This is a genomic window from Pirellulales bacterium (genome assembly GCA_035546535.1).
Lineage (GTDB): Bacteria > Planctomycetota > Planctomycetia > Pirellulales > JACPPG01 > JACPPG01.
The window spans coordinates 1-21,339 of sequence record DASZWQ010000059.1 but is presented as its reverse complement, the minus strand read 5'-3'; the positions used below and the strand labels follow the sequence as shown (position 1 = coordinate 21,339).

General features: G+C 62.5%; 18 protein-coding genes. 11 read left to right on the top strand and 7 right to left on the bottom strand.

The genetic code is table 11. The annotated features are described in order from the left end of the window. Positions 1–314 precede the first annotated feature (314 nt). Positions 315–854 (top strand): tetratricopeptide repeat protein, encoded by a 540-nt coding sequence (locus VHD36_07680; GenBank protein HVU87184.1) that lies wholly within the window; start codon positions 315–317, stop codon positions 852–854. Positions 855–889: 35 nt separating this feature from the next. Here VHD36_07680 and VHD36_07675 read toward each other — a convergent pair whose 3' ends face one another. Beyond that, positions 890–1,723 carry an AAA family ATPase gene (locus tag VHD36_07675; protein HVU87183.1) on the bottom strand — a complete coding sequence of 278 codons (834 nt, stop codon included), beginning with the start codon at positions 1,721–1,723 and terminating at the stop codon, positions 890–892. 254 nt (positions 1,724–1,977) lie between these two features. Between VHD36_07675 and nagB the strand changes: the two genes are divergently transcribed. Next, positions 1,978–2,787: a glucosamine-6-phosphate deaminase gene (nagB, locus tag VHD36_07670; protein HVU87182.1), complete on the top strand. Its 810-nt coding sequence runs from the start codon at positions 1,978–1,980 to the stop codon at positions 2,785–2,787. A gap of 176 nt (positions 2,788–2,963) precedes the next feature. Here nagB and VHD36_07665 read toward each other — a convergent pair whose 3' ends face one another. Then, entirely contained in the window at positions 2,964–3,662 is a 699-nt protein-coding gene (locus VHD36_07665; GenBank protein HVU87181.1) for a TylF/MycF/NovP-related O-methyltransferase, read from the bottom strand. A 131-nt stretch (positions 3,663–3,793) separates the two neighbouring features. Further along, positions 3,794–4,456, bottom strand: coding sequence for a hypothetical protein (locus VHD36_07660; protein ID HVU87180.1), 663 nt, complete (start codon positions 4,454–4,456; stop codon positions 3,794–3,796). Between the two features lie 138 nt (positions 4,457–4,594). Between VHD36_07660 and rlmN the strand changes: the two genes are divergently transcribed. The 4 genes from rlmN (at position 4,595) to VHD36_07640 (ending at position 7,992) form a co-directional block, all read left to right on the top strand. Further along, complete coding sequence (gene rlmN / locus VHD36_07655; protein HVU87179.1) at positions 4,595–5,665, top strand: 23S rRNA (adenine(2503)-C(2))-methyltransferase RlmN; 1,071 nt, start codon at positions 4,595–4,597, stop codon at positions 5,663–5,665. 285 nt (positions 5,666–5,950) lie between these two features. Next, a complete protein-coding gene (locus VHD36_07650; GenBank protein HVU87178.1) occupies positions 5,951–6,592 on the top strand; it encodes a sigma-70 family RNA polymerase sigma factor in 642 nt (213 codons plus the stop codon). A gap of 4 nt (positions 6,593–6,596) precedes the next feature. Further along, entirely contained in the window at positions 6,597–7,106 is a 510-nt protein-coding gene (locus tag VHD36_07645; protein HVU87177.1) for a hypothetical protein, read from the top strand. 70 nt (positions 7,107–7,176) lie between these two features. Further along, entirely contained in the window at positions 7,177–7,992 is an 816-nt protein-coding gene (locus VHD36_07640) for a hypothetical protein (GenBank protein ID HVU87176.1), read from the top strand. A gap of 4 nt (positions 7,993–7,996) precedes the next feature. Here VHD36_07640 and sppA read toward each other — a convergent pair whose 3' ends face one another. Next, positions 7,997–9,076, bottom strand: a complete 1,080-nt coding sequence (sppA, locus tag VHD36_07635; GenBank protein HVU87175.1) for a signal peptide peptidase SppA — start codon at positions 9,074–9,076, stop codon at positions 7,997–7,999. A 294-nt stretch (positions 9,077–9,370) separates the two neighbouring features. On the opposite strand from sppA, the gene VHD36_07630 reads away from it, so the two are divergent. Next, the gene (locus VHD36_07630; protein ID HVU87174.1) at positions 9,371–10,126 is read left to right on the top strand and encodes a TIM barrel protein; all 756 of its coding nucleotides are present in this window, start codon (positions 9,371–9,373) and stop codon (positions 10,124–10,126) included. Positions 10,127–10,262: 136 nt separating this feature from the next. On the opposite strand, the gene VHD36_07625 is transcribed toward VHD36_07630, so the two are convergent. Continuing rightward, positions 10,263–11,564: an acetyl ornithine aminotransferase family protein gene (locus tag VHD36_07625; GenBank protein HVU87173.1), complete on the bottom strand. Its 1,302-nt coding sequence runs from the start codon at positions 11,562–11,564 to the stop codon at positions 10,263–10,265. A 135-nt stretch (positions 11,565–11,699) separates the two neighbouring features. Then, complete coding sequence (locus VHD36_07620) at positions 11,700–13,229, bottom strand: aldehyde dehydrogenase family protein (GenBank protein ID HVU87172.1); 1,530 nt, start codon at positions 13,227–13,229, stop codon at positions 11,700–11,702. An 809-nt stretch (positions 13,230–14,038) separates the two neighbouring features. Between VHD36_07620 and VHD36_07615 the strand changes: the two genes are divergently transcribed. Beyond that, complete coding sequence (locus VHD36_07615) at positions 14,039–14,488, top strand: TraR/DksA family transcriptional regulator (GenBank protein ID HVU87171.1); 450 nt, start codon at positions 14,039–14,041, stop codon at positions 14,486–14,488. A 230-nt stretch (positions 14,489–14,718) separates the two neighbouring features. Beyond that, positions 14,719–15,891: a trypsin-like peptidase domain-containing protein gene (locus VHD36_07610; GenBank protein HVU87170.1), complete on the top strand. Its 1,173-nt coding sequence runs from the start codon at positions 14,719–14,721 to the stop codon at positions 15,889–15,891. Positions 15,892–16,155: 264 nt separating this feature from the next. Here the strand turns inward: VHD36_07610 and VHD36_07605 are convergent, their stop codons facing one another. After that, positions 16,156–17,103, bottom strand: a complete 948-nt coding sequence (locus VHD36_07605) for a nucleoside hydrolase (protein HVU87169.1) — start codon at positions 17,101–17,103, stop codon at positions 16,156–16,158. Between the two features lie 182 nt (positions 17,104–17,285). On the opposite strand from VHD36_07605, the gene trpD reads away from it, so the two are divergent. After that, positions 17,286–18,296: an anthranilate phosphoribosyltransferase gene (gene trpD, locus VHD36_07600; GenBank protein ID HVU87168.1), complete on the top strand. Its 1,011-nt coding sequence runs from the start codon at positions 17,286–17,288 to the stop codon at positions 18,294–18,296. Positions 18,297–18,586: 290 nt separating this feature from the next. Next, positions 18,587–21,339 (top strand): MMPL family transporter (locus VHD36_07595; protein ID HVU87167.1); only part of this gene is annotated, 2,753 nt, incomplete at its 3' end.

Below are 21,339 nucleotides of genomic sequence, written 5' to 3'. Positions count from 1 at the left end.
GCGTCGTTTTTTTGCCACATACGTGTGGGATTTTTCGACGTTTCCTCGCGCCTCGGCGGCGCGCCGGCGAACCGGCAAACTCCCTGCAGATTCCAAACTTGATGGCGCGATCCGCCCATCTCTTTTTGGGGCGTGAACCTTAAATGGCCGAAATAAATCTAGAGGGGATCGAACCCCGCCGCAGTTCCGTAAGTACCTATTGAATGCGATCGATCGCAACGTGGTTTGCGGTAGCGTCGCGATTTCGGCATTTTGCAAACGTCACGTAGAATAGAAGAGTGTCGAGTTGACCGCGCACCGCCAGAACTCGGCACGTGTACCTCGACCGGGGCCAAATCGTGCTGGCAAGCAACCGCATTCGATTGCAGCGAGTCCTCCGAGAGGCCGAAGGCTATCTCGAGTTGGGGATGCCGCGCCAGGCGCTGGCGTTGCTGGAGCGCGTCGAGCAACCGGCGACCTTCAAGGGACAGTGGCTCTACCTGAAGGGCGAGGCGCTTCGGAGCCTCGAGAACTATCAAGAAGCGGTGCCGTTGCTCGTCGATGCGGTCGATCTGGCGCCGAGCAATATTCACGCATGGATGGCGCTGGGCTGGTGCTATAAGCGCACCGGGCGGCTGGACGACGCGATCGATAGCCTTGAACGTGCCCACGAGGTCGAGCCCAGCGAACCGTTGATCGACTACAACCTGGCTTGCTATTACAGCTTGAAGGGCTTCAAGCAGCAGGCGCTCGATTACCTGTCGCGGGCGATTAATGTCAACCCGCGTTTCAAAGATCTGGTCGGCGGCGAGCCCGATTTCGATCCGATCCGGTCGGACCCGGGCTTTCAGGCGCTGGTGAGCGTCGTTGTCTAGCCGGCCTGCGGCGCGACAAGAGCGGCGCCATCCTGTCAGGCCGAACGTGCCGTAATGATTGCCGCATCGGCCTCGGCTCTGCTGGCAGCGCTGAGAACTTCATCGGCCAGCGAGCGATAATCCTCGGCCCCGTGCGAGTCGGGAGCGTAGCGGAAGATCGATTGGCCAAAACTGGGCGCCTCGGCCAGGCGGATGTTGCGGCGAATGCGCGTCTGAAACACCTGCGCGCCGGCCCAGGGCGTGCGGCGATCGCGCGACTGATCGAGAAAGGCGTTCACGTCCCGGCTGACCTCGGTAGCCAGTCGCGTGGCCGACTCGAACAGGCACAGAACGACCCCGCCCAACCGCAACCGGGCATTCAGGCGGCGCGCCACCAGCTCGATGGTTTCCAGCAGCTTGCTCAGGCCGTGCAGGGCGAGAAAATGTGGCTGCAGCGGGATGAAAACCTCGTCCACGGCCGCCAGGGCGTTGATCGTGAGGATGCCCAGCGACGGCGGACAGTCGACGATCAAGTAATCGTCGCTTGCGGCTTCGTCTTCGAGCTTATCGCGCAGAATCACCTCGCGGCCGACAACCCCGGCCAGTTCCAGTTCCACTGCCGCCAGGTCGATGTGGGATCCTACCAGGCATAGGTTCTCCTCAATGGTTTTGCGGACCGCCGCCAGCGGCGTGTCGTCGGTGAGAACATCGTAAATCGAACGATCGTCGCGCCCGGGTTCGACCCCCAGGTGCAGCGTGGCGTGGGCTTGCGGATCGAGATCGAGAATCGTCACCCGGCGTCCGGCACGCGCCAGCGCAGCGCTGAGATTGACCGCCGTCGTGGTCTTTCCCACGCCTCCTTTCTGGTTGAGAATCGCGATCTTGCGCATGGTCGTGCCGACTCAAAAAAACTCTACCGAGACCGACATGCTCGTTCGAACAACGGCAGGCGGCCCAGGGGCCCCAACTCGGGCGGGGATTATACGATTCGCCCCAGAATGCTCCTAGACGAACTCGGCGGTCACCTCTTTGGGGCGTTGGCCCCGAGACGCTTTTGGGCTACAAATGCCGGCTGTTGCAGGCGAACAGTCCACGTACATTGCCCAAACTTCGATTTCGCCTGGTCGGCAGGGGTGCTTCAAGCATGAGAGTGATCGTTAGCGAGGATATCTCCGGCGTCAGCCGGGTCGGGGCCCGATTTGTCGCCGCCCTGGTGCGCCGGAAACCGACCTGTGTCCTTGGGCTGGCCACCGGTGGCACGCCCTTGGGGATGTACGCCGAGTTGATCCGCATGCACCGCGAAGAGGGGTTGGACTTCTCGCGCGTCGTGACCTTCAACCTCGACGAATACGTGGGACTCGGCCCCACGCACCCGCAAAGCTATCGCTACTTCATGCAGCACAACCTGTTCGACCACATCAACATCGACGCACGCAACACGCACGTGCCGGACGGCCGGGCTTTGGATTTCGAAGCGTACTGCGAACAGTACGAAAAGATGATCCGTGACGAGGGGGGGATCGACCTGCAGGTACTCGGGATCGGCAGCGACGGCCATATCGCCTTCAACGAGCCCGGCTCGTCGCTCGGTAGCCGCACGCGGCTGAAGACGCTCACCGAGGAAACGGTTCGCGACAACGCCCGCTTCTTCGGCGGCGAAGAGGCCGTGCCGCGGCTGGCGATCACGATGGGGGTCGGCACGATCGTGGAATCGCGCCAATGCCTGCTCTTGGCCTGCGGACCCGCGAAGGCGCGCGCTATTCGCGACACCATCGAAGGGCCGGTCACGGCACAAGTCACGGCCTCGGCCCTGCAATTTCATCGCGACGTGATCGCCGTGCTCGATCAAGAAGCGGCCCGGCTGCTCGAGCGGCGTGATTACTACCGCCAGATGGAAGAGGCGCAAGGCAAGTTGCAAACTGGACAGGGCAGCAAAGCGCCGGTCGCGAGGTAATCACGGGTGGCCCTGACAACTCGTTGACAGAGCGCCGGCAGGCGCTTCTCAACCTTCCAACTCGGCGTAGCGCGCGACCGATCGCTCGTCGACGAGGAACGCCTTACGCGCACGGACAAGCGAGTTGTCCATGCTACCCACGGTCCCGCGAGAAAGGGCGACGTACCACCAGACGCTCAGGGCAGCTTCACCACCATGCACTGCGTGGTCGGTAGCTCGACGAGCGGCTCGGGCTTGTCCTGCAAGAACTCCGCGAACGCTTCGCGCACGCCCGACAGGATCGAATAGTCGTGCGATAGCATGACGCCGCCCGGCAGCATCCGCGGATAAAAGAATTCGAGGCAGGCCAGCGTGCCTTCGTATAAGTCGACGTCGAAATGCGCGAACGAGAAACGCAGATTCTCGACGGGCCCGGAAGTGTCGGGGAAAATTCCTTTGTAGAACGACACGTTCTTGTAGCCGGACAGATAACTCTTCACGCTCTCCAGGCTGCACGCGTATTGGTTCTGGCGATGCACATGGCCGTCTTGCGACGCGGCGGGCGGTAAGCCCTCGAACGTGTCGAAGACGTGCAGCGGGCGATCGCCCTTGGCCTCGCAGATCATGCGGGCCGAGCCTCCCTGGTAGGTCCCGACTTCGGCCAAAGCGGCATCCCGCTTGGCCTGGGCCCGGGCCAACGAATAAACGATGAAGGCCTCGTTCGACGTCAACAGCCAACGGCGCTCGCGACGCGTGCGGCGAATCAGCCGCACTACGTCCCGATCCTTGTGACTCGAAAGCCCCATGAGCTCGAGCCGCGATACAGCGCCGATCGACGCGCGTTCGAAAAGGCCACCGCCGATGAGCCGCTGAATGCGCTGGTTTCGAAGCCACATCGTCCGTGCACTCCCCGCGCGTGTGCGCCGTGTACCAAGACTCGCCCCACGTACCGCGAGCGAACTCGACGGGCCGATCCTAGGGATTACGGGGCGAATTGCAAGCCGACCCGGGCACGGTTCCAGGACATCTAGTGGATCGAGCGGAGGATTTGTTCGACCTGCTCGCGGCTGTTTTGTTCGCCGTCAAGTTGCAGAAAGAGCAGGCCCACGCCGTGCTGTCCATCGAATCGGCCGAACGCGCGGATGAGTTTATGGTCGTGCTTATCAACCCCTTGGTCGATGCGAAATTCGGCGGGCTGTCCGCGGATTTCAAGTGTTACCGTGTGGGTCTCTTCGACACGAAAATCATCGTCGCCTTCGTGCTCGTCCGAATCGTGCAAGGCCTGATCGATTTTGTCGCGCAGTTGGTTCTCGTCGACAGCCGTAAAGTTTTCCGAGAATTCCGCGAGCGCCAGGATTTGACTGTGACGATCGTCGGTATAGATCACGGCTTTAAGGAAGGTACGATCGACAAACGGGATGCGCATGTCGATGCCCGCCTCGGGGTGCAAGCCCGGCGGGACGTCGATCGTGCCGACGTCGGCGGCGAGGGCCTGGATTTGTGCCGGCTCGCGCAGGACGGAACTCTTCAACTTGCTGATCCCCCACCAGCTCAATCCGACGAAGCTGCCACAACGGAGAAGGCACAACACGCCTAAGCCGGCGAGGCAACCAAGGACAACCTTGGCCGTGGTGCTCATGCCCGACGGTGGAGGGGGCGGCTCGGCCTGGAATCGCTCAACATTAGACATGCCCGGGATAGCTCCTGGTGATGGGAACGCTGCGGCATTGTCCCCCCGCGCGATCGGAAGTGTCAAACCGATTCCTGCGGCCGTGAAAGACGGCCAGCCAGGGGGCGTTATAATCGACTATTCGCCATCGAGCCACGAATGTTGGGAAAGACCGTGCGGCCGATTCTCGATCTTACTGACGACGACCTGCGCACATGGCTGGCCGAAAAGGGGCAGCCGGGGTATCGCGCTGCGCAGATCCGCAGTTGGATATTCGAGCGCCGGGCCACGAGCTTCGACCAGATGAGCGACCTGCCCCGGCAACTGCGGCAGCTGTTGGCCGAAGAATTCACGATCCTCACGTCGAAAGTGGCCCTGCACCGCGAGGCCGCCGACGGCACGGAAAAGCTGCTGCTGGCGTTGGCCGACGAGCAACGCATCGAGTGCGTGCTGATTCGCGAGCACGAGCGACGCACGATCTGCATCAGCACGCAAGTCGGCTGCGCGATGGGCTGCGTTTTTTGCGCGAGTGGTCTCGACGGCGTGGTGCGCAATCTGTCCCGCGGCGAAATCGTCGAGCAGATGTTGCACCTGGCGCGACTGCTTCCGGCGGAAGAACGACTGAGCAATATCGTCGTGATGGGCATGGGCGAGCCCTTGGCCAATTTGCCCGCGCTGTTGCCTGCATTGCGCGAAGCCACGAGTCCGCAAGGCTTAGGAATCGGGGCGCGGAAGATCACGGTATCGACCGTCGGGTTGCCGCCGGCCATGGACCGGCTGACGGCCGAAGACTGCCAATATCATCTCGCGGTCAGTCTGCACGCGCCTGATGACGAATTGCGCCGCCAATTGGTGCCGGTCAGCCGCAACATCCCGCTCGACACGGTACTGGCTGCGGCCGATCGCTTTTTCGCCGCCAACCATCGACGCCTGACGTTCGAATACGTCCTCTTGGGCGAACTGAACGATCGCCCCGAGCACGCCCAGGCGCTCGCCCGCTTGCTGAGGGGGCGAATGGCGCTTCTTAACGTCATTCCGTACAATCCGGTGACCGGACTTCCGTATCGGACGCCGACGGCACGGGCACAGCAGGAATTCTTGCGCATCCTCGAGCGTGCGGGCATCAACGTCCAAGTCCGCACGCGGAAAGGGGACCACATCGACGCGGCATGCGGGCAACTGCGTCGTTCGCAAACCGTGCCGGCTCCGGCGGCACTTGCCAGCGAATAAGTGACGTCACCTATAACGCCGGACTTGAATTGTCGAATTCGCCTGTGCCAAGGGCGCCAGAAACCCTCTTTCACTGGCGGGGTTAGATCTTTTGAGGCCTGGCAAGTGCCTTCGAATTGCGACCAGCGGCGAATTTGCGGCAAACAGCGATGCTGCGAATGGTGCCGAACGAGCGTATGCTGAATGAGACGCATGAGAGGTGACGTGCTCAAGGCTTCGCTGACCAAAGGTCTTACGAAGCGTGTCGAGCGACAAATGCTTTTTTTCGTGACGTGAGGGGCACGGTTGGCGACTAGCGATCATTCGCCCGACGGCTACGAGCTGCGCGATCCGGACGTGCGGCTGATGCTGGAGGTGCGCAATGACAGCGCGGCAGCCTTTGAAGAATTGATGCTCCGGTATCAGAACCGCCTGGTGACGGTTTTGGATCATCTGGTCGGCGGCCGAGACCAGGCCGAGGACCTGGCGCAAGAGGTCTTCCTGCGCGTTTACCGCTCGCGCAAGCGGTACGTGCCAGGCGCCAAGTTCTCGACGTGGCTGTTCACGATCGCCAACAACGTGGCGGCAAACGCCCGCCGGTCGCGTTCACGACGTCGCGAAGTAAGCCTTTCGGTGAGCGACGGCAGCAGCTCCGGCGGCAACCGCCTGGATCAATTGGCCCAGGCCGCCAGCGGCCTGATGCCGGCACGGCAATTGGACAAAGCCGAAATGCGTGAAGTCGTGCGACTGGCCATCGAGGCGCTGAACGAACGGCAGCGGATGGCCGTACTGCTGAGCAAATTCGAGAACATGAGCTACGCCGACATCGCCGAAACGATGGACATGTCGCAAGAGGCGATTAAGTCGCTGCTCTCGCGAGCGCGCCTGAACTTGAAAGAAGTGTTGGAGCCTTACCTCGAGCGCGGGGACCGTCCCGCCGCGGAATGAGTCGATGAGCGAGAAACCCCTTTCCGACGACGGCGGGCCGGAGCTGGAACAACAGCTCGTCGGCTACCTCGACGGCGAATTGGACAGCCAGGAAGCACGCCGTGTCGAGGAGGCGCTGGCCGCCGATCCGCGCATCCGCGAGGAGGTCTGGCAATTGGAGCGGAGTTGGCAATTGCTCGAGGAGTTGCCCCGCACGCAGGTCGACGAATCGTTTACGCGTTCGACCGTCGAGATGATCGCCCTGAAGGCCGAAGAGGATCTCGTGGCGATCCAGGCCGAGGCGCCGCGCCATAAGCGCCGCGCCTGGCTCATTGCCGCCGGACTGATGGCCGTGGCCGCGGCGGCCGGCTTTTTCGCCGTTGCCGTGATTGGCGATCGGGCGGACGAACAATTGCTGCGCGACTTGCCCGTGGTCGAGAACCTCGACCAGTATCGCGCCGTCGAGGACATCGAGTTCTTGCGCATGTTGCAATCCCGCGATTTCCAACCGCAGGAGCCTAAGCATGACGGCTAGGCCGAAAACAAGCGTCGCCCTCCGGCTTGGTTTGCCGGCAGTCGCGCTGTCTTTGATGGGCGCAGGCCCGATGACCGCCAGGGCTGATGAATCGCTTGCCGAGCGCCGCGCCCACGTCGAGCAAATGGACCCGCAGGAGCGCGAGCAGCTTGCCCAGAATTACGAGCGCTTCCGGCGGCTCGACCGCGCGGAACAGCAGCGGTTGCGTACGCTGTGGGAAGAGATCGAAGCCGATCCGCAGCGCGACGAGTTGCTGAAAACCATGCAGGGTTATCAGGACTGGCTCAGCGAGTTGCCGTCGAGCCAGCGGATTATGCTCTCGGCCTTGCCGGCCGAAGAGCGGCTGAAACGCATCGACGAATTGCGCGGTGCGCAATCGCAGGGCAGGCGCAACCGACTCGATCCTGCGGATGTCAAGGTGCTGAACGCCTGGCTCGCCAAATACGATTTGCAAAAGCGATGGGGCGAGGCACAACGCGAAGGCCGGCCACCCACGGTCACTGCCGACGAGCTCGCCGAGCTGCGCAGCGGACTCTCGGAACCCGCGCAGCAGATGCTCGATCAGGCGCAAACCGAAGAAGAGCAGCGGCGGCTCATGCGCGGCTGGATCTTTCAAGCCCGCATGCCTGGCTGGAGCGGTGACCGTCGTGGCGGCTTCCGCCGGCCCAGTCCGGGCGAATTGCACGACCTCTTCAAGAACAATCTTACGGACAGCGAGCGCTCCTACCTGCGGGCCCTACCACCCGAGCAGATGCAGCGCGAACTGGTTCACCTGTGGCGCGAGCATCGCGCGAAAGCGGGCGACAGCGGCCGCGAGCGATCGGGCGGCCGGCCGCACGGCACCAATCGGCGCGATGGCGAAAAGACGGATACGGACAATCCCTGACGTGTTACCGCTGCTGTGCCGCCAGTGGCAATTGCCAGGTGCAGAGGAAATACGCCCGCGGTGACGCCAGGTCAATCAACGAGGCAAGGTCCAAGGTCGGGCGCGCTTCGGCCGAAAACGGCATCGACAGGAATCCGCCGTGCGATTTGTATCGAACGGCTTTGGCGCTCGTGCGCGATAGCCCTGCCAGCTCGGCGGCGCGATCGATGGCCTCTTCGATGTAGCCCTCTTGGTCCACAAGTCCGTTAGCGACGGCCTGATTCGTGGTAAAGACCTGGCCCGTAGTCACCTTGGCGAGCTTTTCGGCATCCGTCGCCAGAGCCGGCCGGCCATATTTCACGATGTCCTGGAAACGCTGAAAGCTGTCGTCGACCAGATGCTGGAAAATCTCGCGCTCTTCGGCGGTCATCGGGCGTGTGGGCGTTCCCATCTGCTTGAGTGGACCACTTTTGATCGAATCCTCTTCGACTTCCCACGTCTTCATCAGGCCCGCGACGTTGTAATGCGGAATGATCACGCCGATTGACCCCGTCCACGTGGTGGGCTCGGCAAAGATGACGTTCTCGCCGCCGCCGACGGCCATGGCGATGTAATATCCGCCGCTGGCGGCGATGCCGCCCATGCTGACGACCATCGGAATCTTGCGCTCTTCGAGCATCTTGCGCAGGTGATGGTACAGGTAATCACTGGCCGTCACGGTGCCGCCGGGCGAGTTCACGCGCAGCACCACGGCCTTTACGCTTTTATCGTCGCGAACGTGATCGATCTGCTTCTTGATGAAGCCTTCGCCACTGATGATCGCGCCGTCGACGGTGATGATCGCGATCTTGTCCGTGGCGGTTTTCGAAAGGGAATGGTAGTGCTCAGCGACACCGGTCTCGACGTTACCGGTGAGCGACGCCAACGTTCCCACGACCAAGAGTGCGACGAGGATGCCGGGCAGGACCAGGAACAGGAAAAAAAGCACGCGTCCCAGTGTCCCCAGCAAGCTGCGCCGCGGAGGCGGCGCCGTGACGATGATGCGCTCGGTGGTCGGCGGCACGGGGTAAGGGGTGGGCCTATGTGAAAGATCTTCGGAACTCATTCCTTCTCCTTCTCGCGCCGGACGGCTAGCGTTCTTACACCGGTCACCGACTTGATCGAATCGCGAGCGCATTATAGCAATCGGTGCCCGAGGCCGATTGCACGACTCAGGGGTGTTGCCAGCCGACGGCCCGGGGCAGTAAGCTACGGCAGCGTTTGAAGGTGAATTATTGGGGTCCGCGGCACAGTCGTCCACGGAAGAGCCGTCGGCCCCGACAGATGCCAGCATGCTCGCGCGGTGTATTTCGATCGCGCTGCCTCTGGCTCGATGCTTCCACACAAAGGAGTGGCCCCTGTGTTTGTCGCTGCGTCGACCGAGTGCTTTGCTGATCTCCCCCTGGACGCGGCCCTCCAGCGGCTGGTCGACCTGGAATATAACCGCGTCGAAATCGCGCTCATCGAGAGCGGCAATCAGCTCAAGCCCTCGCAAGTTCTTGCCGATCTCGAGGCGGCGATCGCCGCTTGTCGCGAGACACATCGGCTGACACCCGTGGCGTACATCGTCGATATGGACGCCGAAGGGGACCAGTACTACGAGCAATTCTCGGCCTGCTGCAAGCTGGCCAAAGCCACGAAGGTGGTCGCGATCACGGTGCGATCCGGCGAGCTGGGAACCCCCTTCAATGCCGAAATCGAGCGGCTGCGCGAATTGGTGCGCATCGGCTCCCTGGACGGAGTGCAGGTCGGCCTGAAGACCGAGACGGGCCGCATGAGCCAGGACCCCAGCACCGCCATGGTGATGTGCGACAACGTCAAAGGGCTTGGCATTACGCTCGACCCAAGCCACTTCGTCTACGGCCCGAACAAGGGCGGCAATTACGACGCGATCTTCAAGTACGTGATCCACCTGCAGCTGCGCGATACGACCAAGGACAAGCTGCAAGTCCGCGTCGGGCAGGGAGAGATCGAGTACGGCCGCCTGGTGACGCAGCTCGGAAAGTTCCGCTATAACCGCGCGCTGTGCGTCAACATCCTGGAAGAGCCCGAGTCGGGCGTCGATCACATGGCCGAAATGCGCAAGATGCGGCTGCTGCTGGAGAGCCTGCTGTAAGCGGAAAAAGTAGGCAGCGGGCAGCGGGCAGCAGGCAGACGGCAGTTAATGCAGACGTTGATAATTTCCGTCGCGCTACGAAAGCATTCCGGCATTCCCTGTATTTTACTGCCCTCTGCCCGCTGCCCTCTGCCAACTAAGCCGCAGCAGCGGCATCCCCGCACGCATCGGCCAGTATCTCGAGCGCGCTTTCGATCTGCGCTGCCGTGACGCATAGGCCGGGGCAGAATCGCACAGCCGCTTTTCCGCAACCCAAGAGCAACAGGCCGCGATGGAACGCTGCCTCGACGATCGCATCACGTCGGCCAGGGTCGAGATGGCCGTTGTGCGTCACGTCGACGGCGACCATCAGCCCCAGCCCGCGTGGGCTGGCCAGCATCGGTTCCTTTTCGGCGAGCCGCTGGAGGCCGACCAGCAATTGCCGGCCGCGCTCGGTAGCGTTCTGCATGTATTCATGTTCGAGCAAGTCGATGGTCGCGAGCGCCGCTCGGCAGCAGACGGGATTGCCGCCGAACGTCGACGCATGACTGCCCGAGGGCCAGTCCATCAGATCCGCCTTGGCGACGATCGCTCCCAGCGGCAAGCCGCTGGCCAAGCCTTTGGCCAGGCAGACCACGTCGGGCGTGACGCCAAAATGCTCGATGGCGAACATCTTGCCGGTGCGGCCCATGCCCGACTGCACTTCATCGGCCACGAGCAAGATGCCGTGTTCGTCACAGACGCGCCTGAGCATCGGCAGGAAATCGGCATCCGGCAACCGGTAGCCCCCTTCGCCTTGGATCGGCTCGACAAAAATGGCCGCGACCTCGTCGGCCGGACAAACGGTGCGGAATTGCTCCTCGAGTAACGCCTGGTCGCAATTGAAGGGGATCCGATGCACGCCCGGCACCAGCGGCCCGAAGCCGCGCTGATGAATCGCCTTTGAGCCGCCGAGCGACATGGCGCCGAACGTCCGGCCGTGAAAGGCTCCCTGGCAGGCGATCACACGCTGCCGCCGCGTATGGTAGCGCGCCAGCTTCAGTGCGGCCTCGACCGATTCGGCGCCGCTGTTGGTGAAGAAGACGCGCTTGGGTTGCGGACCTGGCGCCAGTCGCGCCAATCGTTCGGCAAGTTCGATTTCGGGAGTGTAATAAAAGTCGGTGCCCGACATGTGCAAGAGCTTACCGGCCTGGTCGACGATGGCCGCCGTGACGTCGGGATGGCAATGACCCGTGGCCGTGACGGCAATGCCGGCCGTGAAATCCAGGAACAGGTTGCCATCGATGTCCTCGATCGTGCAGCCGTTGCCGCGGGCCGCGACCAGCGGATACGCCCGGGTGTAGGAGGGAGATAGCACCTGGTCGTCGCGCGCAATCCAGGCCGCGGCCTTGGGGCCCGGTAGAGACGTCAACAAAACCGGACGAGCAACGTTCGGGGTGGTGGTGATCGTGGAACGCATGATCGATCCTCCCTTTGACTCACGTCTGGGTGAGGGTGCCACGGGTGGCTTGTCCACCCGTGCAAAACCGCGATGGGACAGGCACTGTTGGGCAGGCCAACAGTGGCACCCATACCCACTTTCGCCTAAAGCTGTTTACGATTTCTTTCCGTCCGTGATTTCCGCGCTCATTCCTTGGGCCATGGTGATCTTGCGGTCGTAGTTGACCGTGAATGCTGTTTTGTGCGTCACGGCATCGACCAGTGCCGCCGCCGACGGTTGTCCATTGCCACTCCGCTTCACGCCGCCGAACGGCAGATGTACCTCGGCGCCGATGCACGGCAAGTTGACATAGCCCATGCCGTAGTCGCATTCGTCGCGGAACAATCGCCAGCGGCGATAGTCTTCGGTAATGACGGCCATCGACAGGCCGTACGGCGTGTCGTTGTAAATACCGATCGCCTGTTGGTCGCTGTCGAAGGGGATGATCGCCACGTGCGGTCCGAACACTTCTTCGCGAATCGTGCGTACGCCCGGCCGATGCTCCTGGATATAAACGAAGGGCGACAGGAACAGCCCGCGCCCATGCGGCTCACCGGTCAGTCGGCCACCGTCGAGGAGAATCCTGGCTCCCTCGCGCCTTGCGAGTTCGTTGTACTGGAGCACCTTCTGGACCCCGGCCTGATTGATCATGGGGCCGGCAAAGACGGTCGGGTCGAACGGGTCGCCGAACTTCAGGCGTTTGGCTTGCGCGACAAACTGCTCGGCGAAGCGATCCAGTTGACTGCGATGCACCAGGATGCGCCCGGCGGAAACGCAACGCTGCCCGGTGGTCTTGAAGGCGCTCAACAGCGCGGCGTTCACGGCCAGTGGCAAGTCGGCGTCTTCGCAGACAATGACGGCGCTTTTCGATCCCATCTCCAGGGCGCACGATTTGTGATCGGCCTCGGCGGCCAGGCGGCGGATGTGCGATCCGACCTGGTAGCTGCCGGTAAAGGCGACGACGTCCACGTCGGCGTGGCGCGCAAGAGCATCCCCGGCTTCCTCGCCAACGCCGTGCACCAGGTTGATCGTGCCCGCTGGGAAGCCGGCCTCCTCGAACAATTTCACCAGGCGCTCGCCAATTTCCGGCGTTTCCTCCGAGGGCTTGAAGACCGTGGTGTTTCCTTCGAGCAAGCTGGGGCCAAGCATCCACAGCGGCACGGCGAACGGGAAGTTCCAGGGTGTAATCACCGCAATTACGCCGCGCGGCTTGCGGCGCACGTACAAATCCTTGGCCTCGACCTCGGAATCGATGACCTGGCCTGTCGGCTGCCGCGCCGTGCCGAAGACGTACTCGACCATGTGCAAACCTTCGACGACCTCGGCCCGGGCTTCGTTCAGCACCTTGCCGTTTTCGCGCGCGAGGATCGCGGCCAGCCCGTCGGTGTCACGACGAATCAAGTTCGCCAGGTTCAAAAACAGTTCGCCGCGGCGAATGCGGCTCGTGCGCCGCCAGGCATCGAAAGTGGCTCGCGCTGCACGCACGGCCTCGTCAACTTCCGTGGCGCTTCCGCGCGGGTAGACGCCCAATACCTCAGACGTATTCGCCGGATTGAGGTTCTCGAAAGCCTCGCCGCGTGCATCGCGCCAGTGGCCGGCGATAAATGAGCGGCCTTGCCAGGTCCTTGCGGCAGTGCTCTGCATGGCTATGCCCTTCGCGAAGGATATTGCTGACTGTGGGCATCATGGCCCAATGTCGCGCTTGGCGGGAAGAGCGATTTTCAAACGCGACGCCTACGAGGTGCTGATCCGCCGAGTGAAGAGTTAGCGATTCGATCTCGCCACGCGCTACACGAACAAGTTCCGCGTGCCACGCGAAACCCGTCACGGGGACCTATAAGAACCATAGAGCTGGCGCTGCTGATGGCAAGCCGCGTCGGTATGACGTTATGCCGCGTTCACGAGGCCGACGTTTCGACGGCCAAGAGGAAACCCCTCGCCCTCTTCACTCTTTTTCTGCGAAAGGGCTGTTTCCCGCCGAAAAACGGCTGGGAATGGCGAGCAGAAATCAGCCCGCCGGCCAAAATCGGCTGCATATCCTTGCCGGTTCTGTCGATTATCGGATAGCGTCCGCGGGACGGCTTTCGCGGAGAATCATCCGACGGAAAAGTCGGCCGATTCTTCTCGCAACCTTCCCGAGGTCGAGGTCGTTCGCTGGCAAAGGGGTTCGCCGGAAACGGACCTTGTGACAGCTTTCACAAGACCTTGTTTGTCAGTGGGTTAGGCCCCTTGACGGGGGCCGTACAATCCTGCGCGATTTCCCCGACCTCTCTGGGGTGTCGTGCGTACTATAGTTTGGTTGCCGTTTTTACCGGCCCGGATGGCTCGGCAGAACGGTCGAAGTGGCGGTTTAGAACAGGGACTCGAGGCAATTCAGCGAGTTCGAGCACGGCTTCTTTCGAAGGGGGGTCTACCTTCGACGCAGCCGACCATCGGACGGGTAAGGTGAAGGCATGGCACGCAAAGATGGAATGGCGAAGATGCGTCAACTGCTGGTGATGCGCCGCGACGCGCTGCGCAAGGCGCTAGCGGGAGACTTGAGTCTGCTCAAGCAGCTTCGGGAGCAAAGCGCAGGCGATGTTGTCGATTTTGCGCTCGACTCGGCTCAGGACGAGATCAACTCCCAGCTGGCCGAGGTGGAAAGCCGCGAATTGTCGCGCATCGAGATCGCCCTGGAACGAATCCGCACCGGTGAATATGGCCTGTGTGAATCGTGCCAGAACAAGATTCCCATGGCTCGTTTGAGCGCGCTCCCCTATGCGACTTTGTGCATCGAATGCCAGCGCGAAGCCGAACGCAACGGCGGAGCCGGCGGTGCAGCAGGCGACTGGGGACGCGTCATGGATTCGTCCTCGGGAGATACCGAGCTGTCGATCAACGACATCGAACTGGACGTTTCGTAACACGAGACGTCTTGAACAACGCCGCCCTCGTGCGCAACAATAGGCGCGAAGCGAAAATGCACCTGTGAGTCACGAGTTCCGCCGGTCATGCACCGGGGGTGCTTTTTGCTCGCGGGTGCATTTGAGTTTCGTCACGAATCATGGGGGGCGCCACTGCGGGTTTGTTCACCGGCGAGCCGAGACGCGCAAGCGCCGTGTGAGGGGCCGCATTTGCAGGGAATCGAACGCGTATGCCTCGCCACCGATCTTCGTTTTTCGTCGCGGGCGCTCTGCTCGCGACCGGTTTGGCCATCGGGCTGCTACTGCACTACCCCACGGCCGGTCATGCCCAACGCGGCGACGGCCCCGCCGCCTCGCTGACGGCGCGCGAGCAGCAATTCGAATTGCTGGCCCGCGAAGTCGACCAGTTCCAGCGGCAGGCCAACATTCTCAAAACGGTCATCAAGCTGGTCAGTCCGTCGGTCGTTCATATCGACGCCGAGAGGATCGAAGCCCTGGGCCGCTCGCGCCGCGGACTGATCGAAGAGGCTGGCTCGGGCGTGATTGTCGACATGGCGGGCAAGAACTACGTCCTCACGAATCGCCACGTCATCAAGAACCACAATAAAACAGATATCAAGATCCGCCTGTACGACAACCACGAAATGCACCCGCAGCAGATCTGGTCCGATCCCGACACCGATATCGCCCTGATGCTCGTCGACGGCGACGATCTGGTGCCCGCACGGATCGGCAACAGCGATCAGCTCGAGATCGGCGACGCGGTGCTGGCCATGGGCAGTCCGTTCGGACTCAGCCGCTCAGTCACGTCGGGCATCATTAGCGCCAAGGGGCGCCGCGATCTGAAGCTGGGCGAACAAGGAGTCCGGCTGCAAGACTTCTTGCAGACCGACGCGGCGATCAACCCCGGCAATAGCGGCGGCCCACTGATCAACATGCGCGGCGAGGTGGTCGGTATGAACACGGCCATCGTCAGCAACTCGGGCGGCTTCGAAGGAATCGGCTTCAGCATTCCCATCAATATGGTGATGATGGTTGCCCGCCATCTCGTGGAAAAAGGCGTGGTCGTGCGGGCCTTCTTGGGCGTGACGTACGACAAGGATTTTGATGCCGCCATGGCGGCCCGACTCGGCCTGCCACGTCCGTACGGTGCACGCATCGAAGGACTGACCGAGGGAGGCCCCGCCGAGGCGGCGAACTTGCGCGTCGACGACGTGATACTCAAATTCAACGGCGTCCCGGTCGACGACGGCGACCACCTGGTCAATATCGTCAGCATGACCGAGGTCGGCAAAGCCGTGCCCGTTGTCGTCTGGCGTGGCGGACACGAAATTCAACTCACGGCCAAGGTCGGCGATGCCGCCCGCTTCCGCAAGTCTTCGGTCGTCGACACACCGCGGTAAGGGCGCATAGAGCAGACGCGCGGTCTACGGAGCTCATCCACCCGGTGTGCCATGCTTTTTCGCCGCCTGGCGAATAAGCATGCCGAATGGCGCGCGATGAGCATTGTCACGGTCGCTTGCACCTAAGAACGGGGCTCAATCGCGAGTCACGTTCGATCCTCGTTGGTCACATGCTTATTCGCGTGCCGCGAAAAAGCATGGCACAACGAATTCGACGTTTTCACCGGCCGGGATCGTGTTGCGCGGCCGCGGATCGCTCACTCTTCAACTCGCGCGGGCCGCTTCCTTGATGCCGCGAATCACCACGTCCATCACGCCCGCGGCATCGACCTTGGTCGCCACGTAAACGTTATGGCGCCACTGCGGCACGCTGCGTCGGTCAAAGACCGTCTCGCCGGCGGTGAGTTCGCCCTGCGTCTCAACGTCGGCGGCCATCCGCTCCGTAACGAATAGCTCGGGGTGCAAAGCCGCCACAAGTGCCACCGTGTCGTGCAGGTACATCCCCTCGAGCCCGAACTCCTGCCGGTGCGTGCGAAATGCAAACGGCAGAATGCGCCGCAGCAGCTTGCCAGCGCGCGTCGTTTCGGCAGGCAAGCGATCAAGATCGCCGAAGGTCATGGCGACCTGCTTGGTGATATCGAGCGGGACGAGCGTCATCGTCGCAGGCTGGCGAAAGACCTCGCGCGCGGCTCCCGGATCACAATAGATATTGAATTCCGCGGCCGGCGTGACATTCCCGCCCGCCAGTGCCCCCCCCATGATCACCAGTTGTCCGACCTGGGACGCGAGCGCCGGGTCGCGGCGAAAGGCGCCGGCGATGTTCGTCAGCGGGCCGAGGCAGACGATCGTGACCTCCTCCGGCGCAGCGCGAATCTCGTCGGCGATGATCTTGGCCGACGGGTGCAAATGGTGCAGCTCGGAAACGGCGAAATCGCTGTTGCCCAGGCCATCGGCGCCGTAAATGTGGCAATTGTCGGCCGGTAGGGGCCGCTCAGGGATCGTCGGCGCGCCGACGCGCGGCCAGCGCGGTGGGTCGAGGGTTTCGACAATCGTCTGTACGTTCCGCGCGGCGCGCTCCGGCGGAACGCTACCGCCGACGGCCGTGACGGCCGTGACCTCGATGCGCGGGTCGAAAAGCGCTATCGTCAGGGCCAAAGCATCGTCAATGCCCCCGTCGACATCCAGAATCACCTTGCGGGGGTCCAACGTCATCCCTCCCTGATCGATCGAAATCGTCCGGCGGAAATTGTAAGTCCTGCCTGTCGCGCGAACAAGGCTAAGCTGGCTTGGTCCCTGATATGCGGATTCGATCTTTGCCGCGCGCTGGACTACAACTAATTGCTAATCGCAGGCTCATATTTCGGGTTCGCTTCCCGGCATCGGAGGACGTGCAGTTGATCGAGGAGACCCTGGGGCGCATCGCCGGCGGCGAAGATTTATCCATGGAAGTTGCTGCGCGCGCCGTTGAAGCCATCATGCTGGGGCTCTGCTCCGACGCCGAGATCGGGCTGTTCTTGAGTGGTTTGCGCCTGAAAGGGGAAACCGTGCAGGAGATCGCCGGTGCTGCCTCGGCGCTGCGGCGGCATATGACGCCCATCCGCAGCCGCCGCGAAGGGATCATCGATACTTGCGGCACCGGCGGCGACGGATCCCGCACGTTCAACATCAGCACGGCCGCGGCCATCGTCACCGCGGCCGCCGGCGTGCCGGTCGCGAAACATGGAAATCGACGCGTGACCAGCACCTGCGGATCGGCCGACGTGCTGGCCGTGCTCGGCGTGAACATCGAAGCTGACGTGGCGACGGTCGAAGCTTGCCTGGACGAACTGGGCATCTGCTTCTGCTTTGCGCCGCTCTTGCACGGGGCTATGAAGAATGTCGCGCGCGTCCGTCAGCAGTTGGGGACTCCGACGATTTTCAACGTGCTCGGGCCGCTCTCGAATCCGGCGCATGCGCCGTTTCAACTCCTCGGCGTTGGCCGACCCGAGTTGCGTCCGACCATGGCCGAGGCCCTGCGCCTATTGGGAATCGAGCGTGCCCTGGTGGTTTGCGGCGAAGACGGGTTGGACGAAGTAACGCTCAACGGAACCACCCAAGTGACCGAAGTTAACGGCGATCGATTGCGCGAGTTCACCTGGCAGCCCGAGGATTTTGGTATCGAGCCGTCGGACTTGTCGGAACTGCTGGTGACCGGCGCCGAGGAAAGCGCGGCGATCATCGGCCGGGTGCTGGCCAGCCAACATGGGCGGGCGCGAGACATCGTGGTGCTCAACGCGGCAGCGGCGCTTCTGACGGCGGGTAAGGCCACAGATCCGCGCGCGGCAGCGCGCTTGGCGTCCGAAGCGATCGACGACGGCGCTGCGGCCGACTTGCTGGCGCGACTCGTGGCGCGAAGCAACGCTTGATCTTCCGCTGCGCGCATTGCTATCGATCGGCTTACAAGTTTGCAAGCCACATGGCGTGCTGTCGGACATCGATTCGCATTGCCCCCCCGTCAGGGTGCAGCTAGAATGCCCGACCTTTCGAGCTTGCCGAGTTTCGTATGCCGGCTCGAAAACAAGGCCCGGATGAGCCTCCGCGTGTTACACGCGGTTGCCACGAGCCTGGTTGAAGCGTGCGCTCGCGCAGGATGCGTGTGTGGCACGCTGCAGCGGTTATTGCCACTTCGATTTCGCCAACCTCGATGGATCGCCTCATGTCCGCGGATAGGACGCCGCAGGGTGAGTTTTCGCTGTTAGCGCATGCCATGAGCGCCCTGACCCGGGCCGTCGTGCGCTTTCCGGTCGCCACAGTGACGCTGGGTGTGGCCCTGGCCTGTGTCTCGATCTACCTGACGACGACGCGCCTCAGCTTCCACACCAGCCGGCTCGATCTTCTAAATCCCGAGAGCGACTACAACCGCCTGTGGATCGAATACATCAATGAATTCGGCGACGACGACGATGCGGTCGTGGTTGTCGAGGGAGCCAATCGAGACCAGGTCGTTCCTGTACTGCAAGAAATCTCGCAAGCATTGGCGCGGCAAGAGCGGCTATTTCACGCCGTTTTGCACGAAGTCAATCTCGGCAAGATCCGCTCCAAGGGATTGCATTACCTGTCGCCCGAAGAGCTGATGCGGCTCGACGGCTTCTTGACCGAGGTGGGGCCAATCGTCGGCGGCAACTGGTCGCTATTGAACCTCGGGCATATGACCGAGGGGCTCTGTGCGCGGCTCGAAGCCAGCGCTCGTGCTCCGGCCGATCCGGCCGGCGCCGCGATCGACGCCGAAGCCGAACGCTTCGCCACCAGCTTGAATGCAGCGCTCTCGCACGCCGGTCGTTACGAGTCGCCGTGGCCCGCTATGCCGCAGTCGTTCGCCACGCTCAGCGAGTTGTCGGGCGAGTACCTGCTGACCAAGGAAGGCAAGCTCGGCTTCGTCGCGTTACGGCTGGCCAAGGGCAAGGACGAGTTCGCCAGGGCCACCGAGGCGACCGACGCTCTCCGTGATCTGATCGCGCAGATGTCGGCGCGGCATCCCGAAACCAAGATCGGCCTGACCGGCTTGCCGATCATGGAAAACGACGAGATGCGATCGAGCCAAACGTCGATGTTCTGGGCCAGCATGGTGTCGATGCTGGGCGTCGGAGCTTTGTTCGTCGCCGGCTTTGGCGGCATACGCCACGCTCTCTTGGCCAACCTCGTGCTGCTCTTGGGCATGGCCTGGGCGTTCGGTTACGTGACGCTGGTCGTAGGGCATTTAAACATTCTCAGCGTCTCGTTCACGGCCACGCTCATCGGCATCGGCATCGACTATGGCGTGTACTACTCCGCGCGGTATCTGCAACTGCGCGACGAGCGCTATAGCTGCCCCGATGCCTTGATCCGTGCCTCGTTCGAGGTGGGGCCCTCGATTCTGACAGGCGCCATCACTACCGCCGTGGCCTTCTTCGCCGCCGGCTTCACGAACTTCATCGGCATTGCCGAATTGGGGGTCATCGCCGGCGGCGGCATCATCTTGTGCGCGATTGCCGAACTCGTGATTCTGCCGGCCGTCATTTGCCTGGTCGACCGCAGCGGCTATGGCAAGCGAATGCCCGAGAGTCTGCCCATCCACTCGATGATCAATCCGCTGATGAAGATGCCCCGGCTGCTGCTGTTCGCCACGGTGGCGGGCACGGTGGTGATTTCTTGCGGCATGACGCGGCTTTGGTACGACCACAATCTTTTGAATATGCAGCCGGTGGGGCTGGAAAGCGTCGAGCTCGAACGCAAGCTGCTGGCCGAGAGCGACCAGAGCATGTGGTACGCTCTGTCGATCGCCGAGAATCGCGAAGAGCTGCTCAAGCGCAAGGCCGAGTTCCTGAAAATCGACTCCATCGAGCGGACCGAGGAAATTGTCTCGCTGCTCCCTTCGGATCACGAAGTGAAAGCGCCCTTGATCGCGCGCATCCGACAGCAATTGGATACCCTGCCCGAGCGCCCGCCGGTGATTCCGGTTGATCGCCCGGAGGAGTTGGGGCGACTGCTGGCCCGGGCGCAGGAGTTGATCGCCCGGCGCAGTTCACGGTCGCGGGCGGAAGTCGATCTGGAGCAGTCGCGCGACAAACTGCGACGGATGCAGGTCTCGGAGTGCCGCGCGCTGGTTTCGCAGTATCAGCAGCAAATGGCCGGCGACCTTTTGAGCCGGCTGTACGTCCTGAAAAGCATGGCCAATCCCGAGCCGCCCAAGCTGACCGACCTGCCCGAAAGCCTGACCAGCCGCTTCGTCGGCGCCCACGGCCTGCACCTGCTGAAGATTTACGGGCGGGGCAATATCTGGGACATGGAAGCGCTCGGCAAATTCGTGCAGGACGTGCGCTCGGTCGATCCGCGGGCGACCGGCAACCCGCTGCAGGCGTACGAAGCTTCGCTCGAGATGAAGCAGAGCTTCGAGAAATCGGCGCTGTATGCCTTGATCGTGATCAGCGCGCTATTGCTCTTCGATTTCCGCAGCATTCGCTACACGTTGCTCGCCCTCTTGCCATTGGCCGTGGGGCTGGCGCAAACGTTCGGCCTGTTGGGCCTGTTGGGTATTCCGCTCAATCCGGCCAACATGATCGCGCTGCCGCTGCTGTTGGGGATCAGCGTCGACGAAGGCGTACACATCGTTCACGATTTCCTCGATCAGAAGGGGAAATACAAGATCTCGCAATCCACCGCCGTGGCGGTGCTGGTTGATTCGCTGACGACGATCGTTGGCTTCGGCGCCCTGATGATCGCCAGCCATCAAGGATTGCAAAGCCTGGGACGCGTGCTGACCATCGGTGTGACGTGCTGTCTGTTTACATCGCTCGTGATGCTGCCGGCCCTGATGACCTGGTTCACGCGGCATCGGACCGATGAGCCGGCCGCGATTGCGACCAGTCCCGAAGCGCGTCGCGCGGCCTTGCGTCGGCGATACGATCCACGGCAGAACGTGCCGACGCCACC

Coding starts and splice junctions, on each gene's coding strand:
- VHD36_07645 (HVU87177.1), top strand. CDS start 6,597: ATGAGCGAGAAACCCCTTTCCGACGACGGCGGGCCGGAGCTGGAACAA.
- VHD36_07615 (HVU87171.1), top strand. CDS start 14,039: ATGGCACGCAAAGATGGAATGGCGAAGATGCGTCAACTGCTGGTGATG.
- VHD36_07665 (HVU87181.1), bottom strand. CDS start 3,662: ATGTGGCTTCGAAACCAGCGCATTCAGCGGCTCATCGGCGGTGGCCTT.
- VHD36_07605 (HVU87169.1), bottom strand. CDS start 17,103: ATGACGTTGGACCCCCGCAAGGTGATTCTGGATGTCGACGGGGGCATT.
- nagB (HVU87182.1), top strand. CDS start 1,978: ATGAGAGTGATCGTTAGCGAGGATATCTCCGGCGTCAGCCGGGTCGGG.
- VHD36_07640 (HVU87176.1), top strand. CDS start 7,177: ATGACCGCCAGGGCTGATGAATCGCTTGCCGAGCGCCGCGCCCACGTC.
- VHD36_07675 (HVU87183.1), bottom strand. CDS start 1,723: ATGCGCAAGATCGCGATTCTCAACCAGAAAGGAGGCGTGGGAAAGACC.
- rlmN (HVU87179.1), top strand. CDS start 4,595: ATGTTGGGAAAGACCGTGCGGCCGATTCTCGATCTTACTGACGACGAC.
- VHD36_07625 (HVU87173.1), bottom strand. CDS start 11,564: ATGCGTTCCACGATCACCACCACCCCGAACGTTGCTCGTCCGGTTTTG.
- VHD36_07610 (HVU87170.1), top strand. CDS start 14,719: ATGCCTCGCCACCGATCTTCGTTTTTCGTCGCGGGCGCTCTGCTCGCG.
- sppA (HVU87175.1), bottom strand. CDS start 9,076: ATGAGTTCCGAAGATCTTTCACATAGGCCCACCCCTTACCCCGTGCCG.
- VHD36_07660 (HVU87180.1), bottom strand. CDS start 4,456: ATGTCTAATGTTGAGCGATTCCAGGCCGAGCCGCCCCCTCCACCGTCG.
- VHD36_07620 (HVU87172.1), bottom strand. CDS start 13,229: ATGCAGAGCACTGCCGCAAGGACCTGGCAAGGCCGCTCATTTATCGCC.